Here is a 17,434-nt window from a genome sequence, read left to right as displayed (position 1 = left end):
ACTAATGACCGCATGAATAGCCACGATAGCTAAACACTCAGTTAACTCAGGCACTTCCGTAATGTCCTGTCTTTGTCGACAGCCATTGCTGCGGAAGTGCCTGGTTCTATATGGGCTCGAATCTTGATTAGGGAGGAACGTGATGTATGGGCATAAACCCGTCCAGTGAGCCCGAGATTATGGGATATCAAGGAGGACAAGCTGCATTGCAAAATGCCAAGACGCCGCGAACGCTTTGGCGTAACGTTACCTTTAGGAGGATCTTGTACGGCTATGGTATCTCCGTATTCGGGGATTGCTTCAATGGGATTGCGATCAGTCTGTGGGTGTTACAGACCACAGGGAGTGCGAAGAGCATGGCGGCCGTACAGATCTGTAATATGGCCGTCAGCTTCCTGTTTGGATCGGTGGCGGGGACTGTAGCAGACCGATTGGATCGCAGGAAGCTGATGCTGGCCTCGGATGTATTTCGGTGCGTAATGGCTGTACTGATTGCGGTCAGTTTATTCGGCTGGCATGCGCCATTCCCGGTGGTGCTGCTGTTGCTCTCACTCTCCATGTTTTCAAGTCTGTTTCAGGCACCTGCATTCCACGCCTCTGTGGCAAGTATGGTAGGCAGGGAGCATATTCAACAAGCAACCGGGACCATCCACATGGTGGATAATCTTGCCCGAATCAGCGGGCTAGCCGCGGCGGGCGTTGCTGTTGCTGCATTTGGCGGATTCGTCGCCATATTAATTACAGGGGCAACCTTTCTGTTGTCCGCAGTCTGTGTGCTGATGGCAGGCCGCTTTCCAGAGGTACAGCGATCCATTAGTCAGCAGACTACGTTTGTTCAGGAATGGCGCAGTTCGTTCGGCTACATTTATCGGAATCGTCTGATTCGATCCATTGTATTGCTCAATCCGGTGCTGATTTTATTTTTCATGTCGGCGATGATGCTGGTTCAAGTGATGGCAGTCAAGGTGTGGGAGGCGAATCCGGTACAGTTTGGATTAATTGAGACCTGTATTCCACTTGGTTATATGATTGGCTCTGCACTGCTGATTGCTTCGGGGAAACGATTGAAGCGAAGAGGGAGATGGGTATTTATCGGTCTGATTGTATTAGGCCCACTCTATATTTTTTTGGCGAATGTCTCCTCGCCGATCATGGCATTACCATTCATTGTGGGTGGTGGAGCGATGTTCGCCTGCTGTACGATGCTCACCCAGATTATGCTTAGGACAGCCGTACCGGACGAGCTGCAAGGAAGAGTCTACGGGGTGGTTGGAACAATCACCAGTACAGCGCCTATTCTGGGATTGACTGTTGTCTCCATATTGGCAGATCAATGGGGGGCAGCTTCTGTGCTGCAAGGCGTGGGCATACTACTACTGGCGACAGGTATTCTGGCCGCTACAACCTTGAAGTCGATCCGAACTTATCAATAAAATGTATTAGGGAGTATCCATGATATGGATTGAACCACATGTACACATCAGCAGAGCGTGGGATAGAGGTAATCTTAGCAGCTTATGAAGAACCTAAGCATTCTGGCTAAGCTAAACAAAACAAAATAAAACAAAACCCGGAGCACACGCTGTGTTAGCGTAACTACTCCGGGTTAACTTGTGGACAGAATATTCTATTGCCAGTTTACATTTACAGTCGCTGTTCCGCTGGTTGGTGTGGTAAACGTATGGTTGGAACCACCTTCCCACGTAATGGTTGCCCCATTTTTCTTGAAGAATTTGAACTCTAGTTGTTTACCGGCAGGAACGCTCACATCATAGTACCAAGTTGGGTAGGCGTGGATAACCTGATTGAATGCAGGTCCAATAGCTGTTGTACCCGTACTCCAGTTGCCGAGTTCTGCCACATTACCTGTCAGATAGATGTTCTGCCCCAGTGTGGTGGAAGCGTTGTTAATGACGAATCGTACAGTAACCTGATCACCCGTAAGGATGGTGAAGTTGTTATAAGCATTGCTGTTGACACCATTCGCAGCTACTTTCACAGCATAATTGCCTGCGGCAACAGCTGGGATCGTCACTTTGATTTGCGTATCTTCCCAGGATGTAATGGCAGCCCCGGTAACGGCTGTTGTACCGAAGTATACGGTACCTTTGGTGGAACCGAATCCGCGTCCACTAATCGTAACAACATTACCTGGTTTGCCCATGACAGGACCCACGTGTCCGATGGTTGGTGTCGTTTCGCTCGTCGTATATTGCCATACCGCGGTTGCTCCGGCAGCAAGCGTGAATGAAGAGACGGTACCATTGGTGGAAGTGATGTTATTACCGTTAAGTGCGCCGCCCAGTACATCGGTGTAGTTGCCTGTTGGCAGTGAAGTGCTTAGATTCGCAATGCTTGCTGGTGTGGAGAGATTACGGTTCACCGCAACAACAGCTACACTTTTGCCGAATTTGCGCTCATAGATATACACATCATTATTGATCCAGCGTTGCTGTGTGGAGCCGTAGGCGATCGCTGGATTGGATTTGCGAAGAGGAGCGAGCTTGCTGATGACGTTGAAGGCTGTTGTTGTTTTGGAGAAAGAAGGCATTTTGGCCCGATTATCCGGGTCTCCGTTACCTGTCAGATACTGTTCGGTACCATAATAGATGGCAGGTACGCCGCGTGAAGTCAGTGTGAAGGCCAGCGCCTGTTCCAGACGACGGTTATTGACGGCACTTGTTTTGAAGCGATCCATATCATGGTTGTCGATAAACGTAACTTGATCATTCACCTGATTGTAATCTGCTGCTGTACCTGTAATCATCGAATCGAGGGCATACATGTTGGATGTGTTATCCCGGAAGACGTTACGTACGGCAGAGTTAAAGCGGAAATCAAGCAGGCTCATCCCGGATTCATTGGCAAATTCCGTGTTATCCGCATCGGATGCAGCAGATCCCAGGAACCATTCACCGAATGTGAATACAGGTTTATGTGCATAGATGGAGGACATCCAGCTCTTTTGCCAGCCGAGAGGCATATGTTTCACCGCATCAACACGAATCCCGTCCACGCCCATATCAAGCCATAGCTTGATTGCATCTTTGAAATATTGGTCAATGGTACTGTTATTGTGATTCAGGTCAGCCAGGTCATAGAGGTTTTTGTAGATACCATTCTCCAGGGAGGAAAAATCGGAGCCGCCGTTGTGATGGAAATATCCATTTGTATCATTTGTGTATCCGCCAACCAGATTACCGTTATCGTACAACTTGCCGTTCTCAGCGAAGGACGTATCGGTTTCCATGGCAGGAGACGTATGGTTCGGTGCAAAGTCAATGACAATCTTGATGCCTTTGGCATGAGCGGTTGTAATCAGATTCTGAAAGTCAGCCATCGTTCCGAAATACGGATTGGTCTTCTTGAAATCACGTGCCCAGTACCCATGATACGCTGTGTTGATTACACCACCATAGTTGATCGTGGCGAAGATATTTTCAACCGGCTGGGAGATCCACAATGCTGTAACACCCAGATCGCTGAAATAGTTATCGTTGATTTTGTTGATCAGACCCTGCCAGTCGCCTCCGCAATACAACTTCAGGTTGCTGCATGTGGCATCGTAGGCAGCTCCGGTGGGATTGTTGGAAGGATTGCCGTCCAGGAAGCGGTCCGTAAAGATCTGATAGATGACGTCTGTACTAAAGTTCTGCTTGTTGGTAACTGCGGTATCCGCATCGGCATAGATCGCAGAAGCAGGCAGATAGGGAAGTGCGCCCCCTGCAAGTAAACTGAGTGTCAGTGTTGTGCTGAGGAGTACGCGTTTGGCCATTTGAAACATAGTAATCCACCCTTCTCGTGAATGTAGTAGTTTAGATAAACAACCAACCTGGCTCATGAATAATAGCGCTTTCAATACAATGGAATGATACGCAGTGGATTGAGACTTCCCTCCTTTTGACACGCCAACAACCCCGGCATCTCCTTCGGGAGTTACCGGGGTTGTCCTAAACCGCTCTGGTTTAAAAGCATGGCCCTCGAGTTATGATCACAACGTTATCGTAAGAAATATTGGATCTTATGTCAATAACTTTTTTGAGAGCATTTATTTTCTATTTTTATGTTTACAAAAGCACGTTTGCGCATTAAACTATTCGCAGATTCACAATATAAGGGCTATGTATCCCGGGACACGTACGTGTGTTTTGGGACAACCCCGTCTCTTCTGAGGCGGGGTTATTTGTATTATGCAGTCGAATCGGGAGAAGAGAGGCGGTTGATGATCGTTGAGTACCCATTCTGTCATCGAATGTTTGGAAGGCATTCAGGCGTCACGGCTGGGCAATATCCGCAACATTTATGTGTATCTCCCGCCCGGTTACCATGAGCATACAGCCCGGCGTTATCCGGTTCTGTACGTTCATGCAGGGCAGCGGGCTTTTGGTCCGTCCGGGAAAGGCAATGAAACATGGAATATCGATCAGGCGACAGACGGTCTTATTTCTTCCGGGCAGATTGAATCACTGATTATTGTCGGCATTGCGCATGTCCGTCCAGTCACGCACAACGAATTCTATCACTTCATCGCACCTGAGAGGGAGGCCGTGAGTGTGGGGTGCTCAGGCATGGCCTATGAGCATTTCATCATTCATGAACTCAAGCCGATCATTGATCTTCGTTACCGGACGTTGCCGGACAAGGAAAATACCGGGCTATTGGGCTCATCAGCTGCGGCACTTTGTACATTGCACATGGGTATGCGACATCCGGATGTTTTCGGAAAATTGATCATGATGTCGCCATTCTATGTGGATGTGCAGCTGGACGAAACATCGGAAAGCGGGCTGTTGGAAGAAAACATGTATCGCTTGCCAGAAGAGGTACCCGACGTTCGGATATGGATGGATATTGGAGACACGGAAGGCCTATTTCTGCCTTCCCAGGTCAGAAGTGTAGCTCATCAATTGCTTGAACGCGGAGTAGGATCGGATGATGAATTGGCATTTCTGGAACAGCAGGGTGCCTGTCATCAGGAGGCTGACTGGGGAGCACGCGTTCATCTCCCGTTACAATACATGTTCGGCCATGTTGGTAAACCCATCTCGCTCCAACTGCTCGGAAGGGATGTCATCGGACTACTGGGTGGAATGACCGTATGTATCAATGCACAAATGCACTATGAGAGCGGATGGGTTCAGAGTCTGCTGCATGGAAATTATTCTTCAAGTGACCCGGATGTAATCCAGGTTCGTTCGAGTGGAGAACTGGTGCCTGTCGGTATTGGGAGTGCATCCATCACGCTGACTGTGGGTGAACTGTCAACTACACGCATCTATACGGTCATTCCTGAATTGTCTACGCACGTAGAGGTCTGCATTCATGCAGAGGTAGCTCCCGACGAAGATTCGGAGGAAACGATATATGGTGGCATGGGAATGAAGCTTGACCGTTCCGGTAAAGGTCGATATGAAGGTTGTTACCGAGTCCCGCGTGATAGTGGGTTCTCCTTCCGGTTTACACGTGGTTTCCGTCGTTTCGAGACCGATGTGGATGGCAAACCTATTGCCAATCGGGTATTTCGAGCGACAGATGATATGTCTGTGCATTACCTAATTCAATCCTGGGGCAGTACTTCAGCCAAAACGGGAACAGGAGGCCCAAAATGATCATTCCTTCATTCGCTCCAGTGCTGGACGTTCCCTATTATTTTCCCTGCAATTTTCCTCTGATTCATGAAGTGCTCCATCGACAAGGATCCATCACAAGTCTTGCATTGCTGGCGGCAAGTCGGTTGTACAGCCTTCCTTCGTGCGGGGATAACGGACTGGTGAAGCCTTACTTTCACAAACTGAATTATGTAGAGCCCATCTGGGAGATGTATGGTCACCGAGAGCTGGGTAGCTTCGAGGAGGGCAAGACGCAGATTCGGCAGCATATCAGCGAAGGTGGGCTTTTTTTGGCTACAGGAACCAGTTATTATCTGCCTTACTGTGAGGATTATCAGAATCCGGAGTACATTCGCAAACACGTGAAACAAGGCTCCCGACTGCATCTGGTGGACCATTGGATTGCCGTGTATGGTATTGAAGATGAGCATGTTCATGTTTATGATCCTGTTCCGTCCAAGTATAAGGGGAAGGTTGCTCAAGCGGCCTTTCATGACTTTTGGAAAGGAAACCAGAGTATCCCCGAGCTTGCTCAGGCCAAGCGCAAAGAAGAACTCCGAACGTATGGCACCATGGACATCCGGGCGACTGTGAAACTTGACTCTGCGGGTTACCGCGAAATGTTGACCCAAGCGCTGACAACGCAGATTGAAGAATTTCTGACAGGCAGGACGATTACACAAGGAGAGCGGAATTATCATTTTGGACATGCGGTGTCTCTGCAACTCTTAGATGCACTGCATGGGGCGAATGAAGGGAATCAGGCCAATGAAATGTTAATATCGGGTCTGCTGTTTGATATGCGATGGAGTCGATATTTTCTTCGAGATCTTCTTCAGGAGTCTGCCTTATGGCTAGGTTCTCCACTTGATCAATATGCGAGAGAATTCAGCGACATCATCGTGCGGTGGGAGAAGGCATACAATATGCTGCAGGTCAGCCGGATGAAGCATCGTGAGCAGTGGAAAGTACAGCTAACAGGTGTCATTAAAATGTTGGTCACGGATGAATGGCACTGGTATGAGTCGCTTCGACAGTCCATACCTCAGGCAAATTGCTTTCAACGTCAGACCGTGCCAATGATTGAACAAGAACACAGGGAGGCCTTGCTTCGTATTGTGCTGGATAGTTGCCGGGAGTTAAATGCATACCATAATACATCGATTCCGCTTGGTGAGGGCGGTAACGCTCCGCTATACGGACGAAATGGGCAACTGAATTCGCTGGAACTCGTGTCATTGCTTGCTGTGGTGGAGCAGGGAATTGAAGATCGATGGGGTACGGGAATGGGAGCTGCTCTGGCGGAGATAGCTGCTGCTTCCATGCCGGAAAGTCCCTATCAGACAGTAGGCTCACTTGTCGATTATCTTGCACAGCAATATTCGCCTGCCGGTGAGGAGGAAGCAAAATGTTGAACCAATTCTTGCTTGAACGATTCGCGGAGCAGGGACAGCATCCTGCACTGATCTGGAAGGATCGGGAGTACAGCTACCGTTGGCTACTGGAACAGGTTGAGATCATGAGTGAGTGGATTATAGCAGAAGGGCTGATTGGACAGCTCGTAACGCTGGAAGAAGACTATTCCCCTTATGCCGCGGCAGCATTGATTGCTTTGCTCGGACAAGGGTGTATCGTGCTCCCCATGGATCGGTACCTGGTTGAAGCCAAACGACAGGAATATATGAAGCTGGCACAGGTGAAATGGCGGTTGGGCGTTGAAGAAGGCAAGCTATGCATTCGCCAAACGTGTGAAACTTCTGGAGAGGTTCCTGTGTTGTTAGCTACGCTAGCACAGGAGGGTGTAGGAGGACTGGTACTCTTTTCATCCGGATCAACCGGAGTAAGTAAAGCGACTGTGCATCGTGCAGATCGGCTGTTACATCGTTATCGGCGGCAGGTTCGGCCCTTGCGAACGATTCCATTCATGATGTTTGATCATATCGGCGGTGTGAATACAATGCTGCAATCCCTGTCCAGTGGGGGATGTCTGTGTATCATTGCGGATCGATCTCCTGAAGAAGTGTGCCGGACCATTGAGAAGTTTCGTGTGCAGGCGTTACCCGTCTCCCCAACATTCATGAATCTGTTGCTGTTGGGCAGAAACGATGAAGGGTATGACCTGTCCAGTCTCGAGGTTGTATCATACGGTTCGGAAGTGATGCCTGAGTCCGTACTGGCAGCCTGGAACCGCAGATTTCCACAGATCAGGACGATACAAGCCTATGGCATGTCTGAATTGGGCATTCTGCCAACCCGTTCCAAAGAACCAGGTTCTCTGCTGTTCTCCATTCAAGATGAAGAGGTCAAGTACCGGGTGGTGGAAGGAGAATTACAGATTCGTACAGCAACAGCGATGATCGGATATCTGAATGCACCATCACCCTTTACGGAAGATGGATGGCTGTGTACCGGAGATGAAGCCGTATTGGAGCAGGGATACATTCGCATTTTGGGCCGCCGTTCGGAGATTATTAACATAGGGGGACGTAAGGTATATCCTGCTGAGGTTGAGGGTGTTCTGGAAGAGATGGAATGTATTGAAGCGGCGGTAGTTTCGGGAGAACCGAGTGGTATCACGGGTCAGAGAGTGAAAGTGACTATCCGGCTGGCTACAGAATGTACTCTTACCGATCTGCGGCGGTCCATCTGGGAATATTGTCGGGACAAGCTGCCTTCATACAAGATTCCGCAGAAAATTGTAATTACACAAGGAGAACTCGTCAGTTCGAGAATGAAGAAAATCCGTAAACCCGCTTCTTTGATGCCAGTCGCCTCGGCTGGGAAATAGGTCGCTGCCATCATTAGTATCAGGCGGTAGAGTAGTGAATCTTAACCTATCTGGAAACACAAAAGGGAACAGATAAGGTGCTGCCTCGAAAAGTTTCACCTTGCTTGAATCGCTATCGCTAACGAACCTCAAACATCGTATTGAGGGGATGATCAAGAAAAGTAAAACCTAACGAATCTCAGTAACGTTATTGCTTCAAAAATACGGCTTCTGGTCTCGAAAATCGACGTATTGGACGAAATAACGTCTCTCTGATTCGTTAGGCATTTAGCCCATGTATAATGAAGCGAATAACGTGTGCTGGGTTCGTTAGAATATGACGTATAAGATACAGAAGAGGCTGTCCTTGGTCTGATATGCTCCCCATACAGTAACAGGATTTCATTATTTCACCTGTCTACTTTATGGGGAGAATATCACCTGGAGGACAGCCTCTTTGAAGTTATTTTCCCTTGTTAGCTGTATTTATATCAGGCTTCCGCAGGTTGTTTGACCTCCATTTGCAGTAAGGAGAAGCCGTATGCTTCCAGATCGAGGGTCAGTTTATTTTGCCGGGATTCCACTTCGTTTGATGTGTACAGATTCCGCCAAACGTTACGATCTGCCAAAGGGAGTTCAAGGGTGCATGGCTCATCACCTGCATTCAGCACAAGAAGCATGCGCTCCCCCGTATGCGAATCCGATCGTTCGATGGCAAGACAAGGGTCTCCGGCTTTTGCATATACAATCTTCAGTTCCGTGCTGCGCAGCGCAGGGTGCTGTTTGCGAAGGGCAATCGAATGGGTGAAGAATTCCAGAAGTTCACGGTTCTGCTTGGTCTCATCCCATTCCATACACTTGCGGCAACCCGGATCATATCCCCCGTCAAGCCCCACTTCGTCTCCATAATAAATACATGGCACACCTGGATACGTAAGCAGCAACGTAACGGCAAGTTTCATCTTGCGCTCGTCTCCATCACACAAGGTCAGCAGTCTGGGTGTATCATGACTTCCGAGCAGATTGAAGGCGGCTTCAGTAACCGTTTGTGAATAAGCTGCAAGTAGTTTGCCGATCTCATTGGCAAATCCGAGTCCATCGAGTTTTCCGTTCACGGTGTAGTCCAATACCGAATTGGTAAACGGATAATTCATCACAGCATCGAATTGGTCTCCCTGAAGCCACATGAGCGAATCATGCCAGATCTCACCGAGTAGATACGCATCAGGTTTGATGGCTTTTACCGTCTGACGGAATTCGCGCCAGAACTGATGATCCACCTCGTTGGCCACATCGAGCCTCCATCCGTCAATGTCCATCTCCTCGATCCAGAACCGTCCGACCTCCAGCAGGTATGCCTTCACGTCAGGGTGTTCCGTGTTCAGCTTTGGCATAAGCGGTTCAAAGGCAAAGGTATCATATGTGGGTATGCCATCCTCCACACGTGGCGGCCAGTCTTTGATATAGAACCAGTCTGCGTAGGGGGAATCGGCTCCATTCTTCATGACATCGACAAAAGGAGGGAACTCTCTGCCGGAATGATTGAACACCGCATCCAGAACGACTCGTATGCCGCGCTGATGACAGGCCTCCACGAACGCCTTGAACTGTTCATTGGTTCCAAAGTGAGGATCAACCTTCATGTAATCGCCTGTATTGTATTTGTGATTCGTAGTGGCCTCGAATAGCGGACAAAAGTAGATGGCATTGATGCCCAGTTGGCTGATGTGATCCAGATGATCAAGTACACCTTGCAGATCGCCGCCGAAGAAGTTCACCGGTGTGGGTTCTCCTCCCCAGGGTTCTGCATTGCTGGGACTGATGGAGGGATCACCATTCGCATAACGTTCCGGGAAAATCTGATAAAACACGGCGTCCTTCACCCAGGCAGGGGGTTCAAAAATGTCGACCGGATTCATAAATGGAAAATCAAAAAATTCAAGTGGATGATCAGGCAGCGCCTGCTCGAATCCGCGCTCCGTCATCCAGACCGATTCCTCTCCCTGAATCAGTTGGAAGCCATAACGTAATCTGCGATAGGGAGGTGAAGTCTCGGCTTCCCAATAATCGAACATTTCATCCCGCGCAAAGATGCGCATGGGGATGTGTGTGATCGTTCGATCCCAGGCATATTTGTCCCCGGTGATCGCAATCACCGCATCCAGATCACCGCGTTTGGAACGAAGACGCAAATGCATGGTCGAGCGGTCATAAGCATAGGACCAATTGAGTTTGGGACGATGATAAATGGCTTCAAGAATCATGTGAATCACTCCTCGTTAGATGATGAAATTCAGATCATTCCGGCTATAAACGCAAAAAAGGCACAACCTCTATTGTTCACGAGGTTGTACCTTTCGGCAGCATAGCCTTTTGATTATAGTGCTATTATACGAAGTAAATCAGCAAAAGAAAACACTTTTTTTCCTTAAATTTCAAAATTGTTGTTTAGAAATCATATCCAAGATTATTGGCGTAGGCGGAAAGTTCTTTTTGATACTTCTCGATACTTTTCTTGCCGGCAGCAATTTTGGCATTGGCTTGTTTCAGGACAGCGCTGTTTACCGTTGTTTTGGAGACCGCTTTTTTGGCGAGTTGGAATCCTTCCAGCTGTGTATAGCTACCTTTAATCAGGCTGGCATGGATTTTTTTCAACTCTGCAGTTTGCGGCTTAATCAGTTTCAGCTTGGATACATATTTGGTGTAGTTAGGAATCGCAGTGTTGGTCAGTTTCAGGAACACGGACTTGCGATTGGAAGATGTAATGTAAAATCCACCTCCCAGTGCATTGAAAGCTTTCTCCTCATATACTGCTGCGAGATCCAACTGATCCAGGTAGTTCAGAAAATCTTCTTCTTCAACTGTAGGGATCGGTTCTTGTTCTGATGTGTCAACTTCAATGTATTCGTCTTCCGAATATGTAGTGGTTGAGTCATCCGCAGCAGCGGCATAAGACCCTGCAGGCGCGAACACTCCACCGAGCAAAACAAAGCTCATAATGATTGATAATACCCATGATTTCTTCACGTGTTAATATCCCCTATCTATAGATGTGATTTTATTCCAATGGATAATCTAACATAGTACGACAAGAAATTACAGGAATTGTTTTACAGTAACACTATGAGTTGAATACACATGAATGAATAATAATTCACCAGTGGTTATGGAGATGTATTAGATGAAGCTGAAAGTAAGAGGAGATTGTTACATGTTTAGATAATAAGAATAAATTTACATATATGGTTTTCGGAAAAGTGGATTGTATTGATGTATATTATATAGGTTCAGCTTATTTATATGTATCTAATGTTGTTTTAAGAAGTGATGTCATACGACAAATCGTGAGAAGTTTTTCCAAATAAAATGCTTGTATAATGGTTTCTTCTCCATTACAATACAATTGATAATGAGATTCAATATCATTTAGAAGAAAAAGGGGAGACGGGTTACATGTATAAAGTAAAGAAAAAGCTATACATTTATGCAGCACTTATTCTGATGATTTCGCTACTTGCTGGTTGCGCTTCGAGTGGAAATGCCGAGACAACGAATACGTCCAGCCAAGCTGCAAGCAGTAATGATAGCAATAATGAAAGTGATACCACTACTAGTGCGACTGAAGATCAGAGCAGAGTGATCAAACATGCCATGGGCGAAACGACAATAAAGGGAACTCCGCAAAAGATTGTTACCCTGTTTCAGGGTGCGAATGATGTAGTTGTTGCACTGGGCGTGAAACCGTCAGGCGTGGTTGAATCATGGGTTCAGCAGCCAGTCTATGAATATCTGAGAGCGGATCTGGATGGAGTTCCACAAGTAGGACAGGAATCCCAGCCCAATCTGGAAGAGATCAATAAGTTGAAACCGGACTTGATTATTGCTACGAAGATCAGACATGAAGAGATCTATGAACAATTGTCCCAGATCGCACCAACGGTAGTGACAGAGACCCTGTTTGACTGGAAAGAGACGGTGAAAATAGCTGGTGAAGCGATGAATATGGTTGAACAATCGGATAAACTGTTGTCTGATTGGGATGCCCGTGTAGCTGATTTCAAAGAAAAGATGGGTGATCGTCTGCCAATTGAAGCAACCATTACGAACTTCAGAGCCGATCAGGTTCGTATTTTCTACATGGGTTATGCAGGTAAAATTCTGAAAGAGCTTGGATTCACCAGACCCGAAGGACATGATGCAGATACATGGGGTGTAGAATTGACTTCCAAAGAGAACATTCCGGATATGAATGCGGACATGATCTTCAACTTCAATTCAGGCACCGAAACCGATGCGATTCAGAAAAATTATGATGATTGGACCAGCAGTCCGCTGTGGAAGAATCTTGATGCAGTCAAGAACAACCAACTGGTTCAGGTTGATGAAGTGGCCTGGAACATGGCAGGTGGATACACATCGGCGAACATGATGCTGGACGATCTATATAAGCAGTTCAACCTGAACTAATTAAACAGGAGCAGGACCTGCCGTGCACCAGGACATTCGTTAACGAAGTGTATGGGCAGGCAGGTCCTTTTTCATTTTACAAATGAAAGAGTGAGAATATGTTTCCCCTTTTTACGAAGGCAAGCGCCAAGACCTATGGACTGGCTGGTTTATTCATATTACTTCTACTTGCTTGCACAGCCAGTATGATTCTGGGTCGCACACATATCACATTTCAGATGGCATGGGATGCGCTGCAATTCTATGACGATAGTTCCGTTGAACATGTGGTGCTCCTCACGGAGCGATTGCCACGTACCATTATTGCTGCTGTCGTTGGTGCAAGTTTGGCTGTGGCGGGTGGACTGATGCAGGCATTAACACGTAATCCGCTGGCATCTCCAAGTGTGTTCGGGATCAATGCAGGTGCGATCTTTTTTATTGTTATTGCCATTGTTGTATTGTCCGTATCTTCGCTCACCACCATGATGTGGTTTGGTTTTGCCGGAGCTGCGGTTGCCGCGGCGATTGTGTATGCGCTGGGTTCCCTCGGTCGTGATGGCCTGACACCGATCAAAATTGTACTGGCGGGAACGGCAATCTCAGCATTGTTTGCCTCGTTCACACAGGCCATTCTCGTACTGGATGGAACCGGATTGCAGGATGTACTCTTCTGGCTTGCCGGTTCGGTTAGCGGGCGGACATTGGATATGTTATATCCCGTTCTGCCGTACATGACAGCCGCAGCGATTATCTCTCTGTTCATGGGGAGAGCCATCAATCTGCTGTTGACGGGTGACGATATCGCCAAAGGCATGGGACAGAACGTACTTCTGGTCAAGGTGCTTATGGGCGTTGTTATCGTATTGCTAGCGGGTGGGTCGGTTGCCGTAGCCGGTTCGATTGGTCTTGTCGGTCTGGTTGTTCCCCATATCATGCGTGCACTGGTGGGCAATGATTACCGGTGGCTCGTTCCTTACTCTATTGTAGGGGGAGCTATTCTGCTGCTGTCCGCAGATGTGGTGGCTAGACTGGTAATCATGCCGCAGGAAGTTCCACTCGGTGTCATGACTGCACTTATTGGCGGACCATTCTTCGTGTACATCGCCCGCAAGGGGGTGACGAAGATATGAGGAAGATGTTGACTTTCCGCAACAAAAAAGACACCATCTCGGTGCAAATGGAACGAAAATCATTGGCTGTCATTGGTATATGTTTTCTCCTGTTCCTGATAGCCGGGGTGGTTGGTACCAGTGTGGGCAGTGACTTTATCTCTCCGCTCGATGTGATCAGAACGATATTGGGTCTGAATGAAGGGGAACATGACTTCGTCGTGCTGACCCTGAGACTTCCACGAGTGTTATTATCCCTGCTTGTTGGTGCAGCGCTCGGCATGTCAGGCGCACTGCTGCAAGGCATTATCCGTAATCCGCTGGCCTCACCGGATGTCATCGGTATCACTGGCGGTGCAGCTGTTGCGGCTGTAGGTTTTGTTACGTTGCTGGGTGGAGTGGTAAGTATCAAGTTGTTGCCGCTGTTTGCCATTGTTGGTGCACTTCTGACGGCATTGATCATCTACGTACTTGCCTGGAAAAAGGGCGTTAGTCCGATCCGTTTGGTATTAATCGGTATTGGAGTGTCAGCCATTACCGGGGCCGGAACGACCTTTATGCTGATTCTGAGTCCGTTCTACACAGCAGGTCAAGCCTATATCTGGCTGACAGGAAGCGTGTACGGAGCATCGTGGACCGATGTTCGAACCATACTGCCGGTTATTGTGATTGTTGTACCGCTGGCAATCTGGTTCGCCCGCAGCCTGAATGCACAGGAGTTCGGGGATGATCTTGCCACAGGGCTAGGGGTAACTGTCCAGCGGCATCGTTCAGCGTTGTTGTTATGCAGTGTACTGCTGGCGGGAATCGCAGTTGCGGTAGCCGGAACCATTGGTTTTGTTGGTCTGATCGCTCCACATATTGCCCGGAAGCTGGTCGGCCGGATGTTTGGCAGTATGCTGATCGTTTCTGGACTGGTTGGTGCTCTGCTTGTATTTGCGGCAGATATGATTGCCCGCACGGCCTTTCTACCGCTTGACGTTCCCGCAGGGGTATTCACCGCAGGCGTAGGCGCACCATTCTTCTTATATTTGTTGTTCAAGAATCGAAATCAGTTTTGAGGAGGAGAGAGCCGTGAGTATTCTGGAAGCCAAGGAGCTTACAATCTCCTATGGAGCAGATCCTGTTATTGAAAATTTGAACCTCACCATTCCCAAGGGACAGATTACCGTCCTGATTGGCAGCAACGGCTGTGGCAAATCTACGCTGCTGCGTACGATGGCCCGGTTGCTGAAATCCAGCTCCGGTTCGGTGCTGCTGGATGGTGAAGAGATTGCGAAGCTGCCGACCAAGGAGATTTCAAGACGCATGTCCATCCTGCCACAGGGTCCAACTGCTCCGGAGGGCCTGACGGTGAATCAACTGGTTAAGCAAGGGCGTTATCCGCATCAAACGTGGCTGAAGCAATGGTCACGGGAGGATGAGCGTATGGTCAAGCTGGCACTTGAGTCCACGCATCTGACTGAACTTGCGGATCGTCCTGTAGATGCCCTGTCCGGTGGACAACGTCAGCGTGCCTGGATTGCGATGACACTCGCGCAGGGCACCGAAACGCTGCTGCTGGATGAACCAACAACCTATCTGGATCTGACACATCAGATTGATATCCTTGATCTGTTGTTTGAGCTGAATGAGCGGGAAGGACGCACGATTGTCATGGTACTTCATGATCTGAATCTGGCATGTCGCTATGCGCATCACATTGTGGCTGTTCACAACAAGTCCATCTACGCGGAAGGTAAACCGGAAGACATCGTTACGCAGGAGATGGTCCGTAAGGTCTTCCAGATGGAGTGTGAGATTGCAGTCGATCCACTGTTCGGCACACCAACATGTATCCCACATGGAAGAGGGAGGAAGCTGAATGGGGAACAGCGTTATACCTATACACAACTGGCTTGAGGATCAAAAAGTCCGTATTGATTACTTCAATAATCATTAAACCATCCACACGAACTCCAGTTCATGAGCATGCAGATAACAAATTAGGCAAGCTGATGGTAAAACCATGTCCAATGCTTGCCCGGTTTGTTGTGCCTATTATTCAATAAAAGCATATCTGCACCTAATCAAACCCACATCAAAATAAATCTTATTTTTCCTTAAAAGTTTATTATTGACAATATAACTCGAATTGCCATAAAATAGATTTTGTGTGATAGTGATAATCATTATCAATATTCAATAACAATAAAAATTGATGTAAGTATGAGCAATATAAGTTTAATTCAACGGAGGGGGCAGAACAGATCTGAAGAAGCGCAGCGTGCGCCTTTATCCCCGGATTTTCCCTTGAGAAAAGGAAATCAAAAAAATCTGGGGATAACAGCGATCGGAAGATGGTTCTGACCACGCAGTGGTTTCGTGGAAAAACAGTATTCAACTTATATGGGAGCAAGTACTTTCATTCGATCGAGGAGGATTTCAGTGTTTCCGAAAGGGATTCATAATCTGCAAAACCGACTCATTATAAGCAAAGCGAGAGAAATGGGCATCACGTGTGAGCCACTTCTTGAGGGATGCGAGGATTTTCTGAAGCTGGCAGTAGGGAACGAGCAGATCATCATTAACAAAACCAGATCTCATCGTCTGCCGTTAATCGCTGGATTGCTCGCGAAGAACAAGCAGGCATGTAATAGGTTGTTGCATGAACAGGGTATGCCTGTACCGTCATTTATCGTAATCCCGGAGATGGGAAGCGAAGCAACGGATTTTCTGCAAAGGCATGGCTCCATTGTCGTGAAACCGTTGGATGCAAGCAGCAGCATGGGCGTGACGCTGGATGTGCGTACCCAAGATGAACTGGAGGCAGCTATCCATCTTGCGAGTGTCCACGGCAGCAGCATTATGTTGCAGCAATATGTGACCGGAATTGATTACAGAGTGCTGATCATTAACGGTGAAGTGGCGGCTGTGAATGAGTATCGACCTGTCTATGTCGAGGGAGACGGAACTTCAACCGTTCGAGCGTTAATTGAGCAGTTGAATCAGGAACGAATCGAGATGACGTTCATTGGCGAGTATGAAGCTTTTCCCCAGGTGGATGCGGAGGCTGAACGTCTCTTGGAGGTGTTGCGTGCACAAGGGATAACACTGGACGAAGTACCTGCCGCTGGTAAAGAAATCGAGCTGTATGATCTTCGTAACTCTGCCGCCGGAAAAATCAGTGAATTCTACAAGGATTGTACCGGGATCATTCATCCCGAGAATGCGCGAATGATCATTGAGGCGGCAAAGACTCTTCAGATCGATGTAGCAGGTGTCGATGTTCGATGTCGAGATATCCGCACGCCGATCTCCAGAGAAGAGGGGGGCATTCTGGAAGTGAACGCCTTGCCAGATCTGACACACCACGTCTTCCCCCATGGGGGAACAACTCGTGATGTGGTTCGGTTATACCTGGAATACTTGTGTCAGGAACAACTTGAATATAAGTCATGCAACTTATAACAACGTATAGATGACAATATATAAGGGGTATTAGATGACGAATACTCTTA

General features: G+C 48.0%; 12 protein-coding genes. 9 read left to right on the top strand and 3 right to left on the bottom strand.

Annotation, left to right across the window (positions count from 1 at the left end; all coding sequences use genetic code 11):
- The first annotated feature begins 146 nt into the window (after positions 1-146).
- Positions 147-1,433 (top strand): MFS transporter, encoded by a 1,287-nt coding sequence (locus MHH93_RS10725; RefSeq protein WP_500054032.1) that lies wholly within the window; start codon positions 147-149, stop codon positions 1,431-1,433.
- A gap of 194 nt (positions 1,434-1,627) precedes the next feature.
- Here MHH93_RS10725 and MHH93_RS10720 read toward each other — a convergent pair whose 3' ends face one another.
- Positions 1,628-3,784 (bottom strand): alpha-amylase family glycosyl hydrolase, encoded by a 2,157-nt coding sequence (locus tag MHH93_RS10720; protein ID WP_500054031.1) that lies wholly within the window; start codon positions 3,782-3,784, stop codon positions 1,628-1,630.
- Between the two features lie 445 nt (positions 3,785-4,229).
- Here MHH93_RS10720 and MHH93_RS10715 point away from each other — a divergent pair, with 445 nt between their 5' ends.
- Genes MHH93_RS10715 through MHH93_RS10705 form a run of 3 tightly spaced genes read left to right on the top strand, consistent with a single transcriptional unit; the run spans position 4,230 to position 8,397 of the window.
- The gene (locus tag MHH93_RS10715) at positions 4,230-5,609 is read left to right on the top strand and encodes an alpha/beta hydrolase (protein WP_500054030.1); all 1,380 of its coding nucleotides are present in this window, start codon (positions 4,230-4,232) and stop codon (positions 5,607-5,609) included.
- A complete protein-coding gene (locus MHH93_RS10710) occupies positions 5,606-7,024 on the top strand; it encodes a cysteine peptidase family C39 domain-containing protein (RefSeq protein WP_500054029.1) in 1,419 nt (472 codons plus the stop codon). The genes MHH93_RS10715 and MHH93_RS10710 overlap by 4 nt, the downstream gene beginning before the upstream one ends.
- The gene (locus tag MHH93_RS10705) at positions 7,018-8,397 is read left to right on the top strand and encodes an ANL family adenylate-forming protein (protein WP_500054028.1); all 1,380 of its coding nucleotides are present in this window, start codon (positions 7,018-7,020) and stop codon (positions 8,395-8,397) included. The genes MHH93_RS10710 and MHH93_RS10705 overlap by 7 nt, the downstream gene beginning before the upstream one ends.
- 470 nt (positions 8,398-8,867) lie before the next feature.
- Here MHH93_RS10705 and MHH93_RS10700 read toward each other — a convergent pair whose 3' ends face one another.
- Positions 8,868-10,640 (bottom strand): alpha-glycosidase, encoded by a 1,773-nt coding sequence (locus tag MHH93_RS10700; RefSeq protein WP_500054027.1) that lies wholly within the window; start codon positions 10,638-10,640, stop codon positions 8,868-8,870.
- Between the two features lie 184 nt (positions 10,641-10,824).
- Positions 10,825-11,403 carry a hypothetical protein gene (locus MHH93_RS10695; protein ID WP_500054026.1) on the bottom strand — a complete coding sequence of 193 codons (579 nt, stop codon included), beginning with the start codon at positions 11,401-11,403 and terminating at the stop codon, positions 10,825-10,827.
- Between the two features lie 426 nt (positions 11,404-11,829).
- Here MHH93_RS10695 and MHH93_RS10690 point away from each other — a divergent pair, with 426 nt between their 5' ends.
- The 5 genes from MHH93_RS10690 (at position 11,830) to MHH93_RS10670 (ending at position 17,384) form a co-directional block, all read left to right on the top strand.
- Positions 11,830-12,843 carry an ABC transporter substrate-binding protein gene (locus tag MHH93_RS10690; protein ID WP_500054025.1) on the top strand — a complete coding sequence of 338 codons (1,014 nt, stop codon included), beginning with the start codon at positions 11,830-11,832 and terminating at the stop codon, positions 12,841-12,843.
- A gap of 98 nt (positions 12,844-12,941) precedes the next feature.
- Positions 12,942-13,955, top strand: coding sequence for a FecCD family ABC transporter permease (locus tag MHH93_RS10685; protein ID WP_500054024.1), 1,014 nt, complete (start codon positions 12,942-12,944; stop codon positions 13,953-13,955).
- Positions 13,952-14,995 carry a FecCD family ABC transporter permease gene (locus MHH93_RS10680; protein ID WP_500054023.1) on the top strand — a complete coding sequence of 348 codons (1,044 nt, stop codon included), beginning with the start codon at positions 13,952-13,954 and terminating at the stop codon, positions 14,993-14,995. The genes MHH93_RS10685 and MHH93_RS10680 overlap by 4 nt, the downstream gene beginning before the upstream one ends.
- Before the next feature lie 13 nt (positions 14,996-15,008).
- Entirely contained in the window at positions 15,009-15,836 is an 828-nt protein-coding gene (locus tag MHH93_RS10675) for an ABC transporter ATP-binding protein (RefSeq protein WP_500054022.1), read from the top strand.
- Between the two features lie 525 nt (positions 15,837-16,361).
- Positions 16,362-17,384 (top strand): ATP-grasp domain-containing protein, encoded by a 1,023-nt coding sequence (locus MHH93_RS10670; RefSeq protein WP_500054021.1) that lies wholly within the window; start codon positions 16,362-16,364, stop codon positions 17,382-17,384.
- Positions 17,385-17,434 lie beyond the last annotated feature (50 nt).

Source organism: Priestia sp. FSL H7-0729, from assembly GCF_038005685.1.
In the GTDB taxonomy this organism is placed as follows: domain Bacteria; phylum Bacillota; class Bacilli; order Paenibacillales; family Paenibacillaceae; genus Paenibacillus.
The sequence above is the reverse complement of the archived record's forward strand: the minus strand, read 5'-3'. Positions and strand labels throughout refer to the sequence as shown.

Excerpts from the sequence above, each read along its gene's own strand:
- MHH93_RS10725 (WP_500054032.1), top strand. The coding sequence starts at position 147 with ATGGGCATAAACCCGTCCAGTGAGCCCGAGATTATGGGATATCAAGGA.
- MHH93_RS10720 (WP_500054031.1), bottom strand. The coding sequence starts at position 3,784 with ATGTTTCAAATGGCCAAACGCGTACTCCTCAGCACAACACTGACACTC.
- MHH93_RS10710 (WP_500054029.1), top strand. The coding sequence starts at position 5,606 with ATGATCATTCCTTCATTCGCTCCAGTGCTGGACGTTCCCTATTATTTT.
- MHH93_RS10705 (WP_500054028.1), top strand. The coding sequence starts at position 7,018 with ATGTTGAACCAATTCTTGCTTGAACGATTCGCGGAGCAGGGACAGCAT.
- MHH93_RS10700 (WP_500054027.1), bottom strand. The coding sequence starts at position 10,640 with ATGATTCTTGAAGCCATTTATCATCGTCCCAAACTCAATTGGTCCTAT.
- MHH93_RS10690 (WP_500054025.1), top strand. The coding sequence starts at position 11,830 with ATGTATAAAGTAAAGAAAAAGCTATACATTTATGCAGCACTTATTCTG.
- MHH93_RS10685 (WP_500054024.1), top strand. The coding sequence starts at position 12,942 with ATGTTTCCCCTTTTTACGAAGGCAAGCGCCAAGACCTATGGACTGGCT.
- MHH93_RS10680 (WP_500054023.1), top strand. The coding sequence starts at position 13,952 with ATGAGGAAGATGTTGACTTTCCGCAACAAAAAAGACACCATCTCGGTG.